Origin of the sequence: Testudinibacter sp. 'clade 2' (genome assembly GCF_006227735.1) — a bacterium.
GTDB lineage: Bacteria > Pseudomonadota > Gammaproteobacteria > Enterobacterales > Pasteurellaceae > Chelonobacter.
Genome location: NZ_VDHB01000028.1, coordinates 1 through 531, shown reverse-complemented (window position 1 = coordinate 531; position 531 = coordinate 1). Strand labels below are relative to the sequence as shown.

1 rRNA gene is annotated in these 531 nt (G+C 49.7%); it reads left to right on the top strand.

The features are described from left to right. Nucleotides 1-2 precede the first annotated feature (2 nt). Nucleotides 3-531 (top strand): 23S ribosomal RNA (locus FHQ30_RS03150); the annotation flags it as partial.

Genomic DNA, 531 nt, shown 5'->3' with positions numbered 1-531 from the left:
GTACAAGCAGTGGGAGCCCTATCACTAAGCAAAGTGATAGAAAAAGGCACTGAGTCTTTTGTTTAACGTGCGGTTGGCGGAACGTAGTGACGCCCAACCCCAAAAATAAACAGAGGGTGCTTAGTGATAGGGTGACTGCGTACCTTTTGTATAATGGGTCAGCGACTTATATTATGTAGCGAGGTTAACCGAATAGGGGAGCCGAAGGGAAACCGAGTCTTAACTGGGCGACTAGTTGCATGATATAGACCCGAAACCCGGTGATCTAGCCATGGGCAGGTTGAAGGTTGGGTAACACTAACTGGAGGACCGAACCGACTACTGTTGAAAAAGTAGCGGATGACTTGTGGCTGGGGGTGAAAGGCCAATCAAACCGGGAGATAGCTGGTTCTCCCCGAAATCTATTTAGGTAGAGCCTTAGATGAATACCTTCGGGGGTAGAGCACTGTTTCGGCTAGGGGGTCATCCCGACTTACCAACCCGATGCAAACTGCGAATACCGAAGAGTAATGTCTAGGAGACACACGGCGG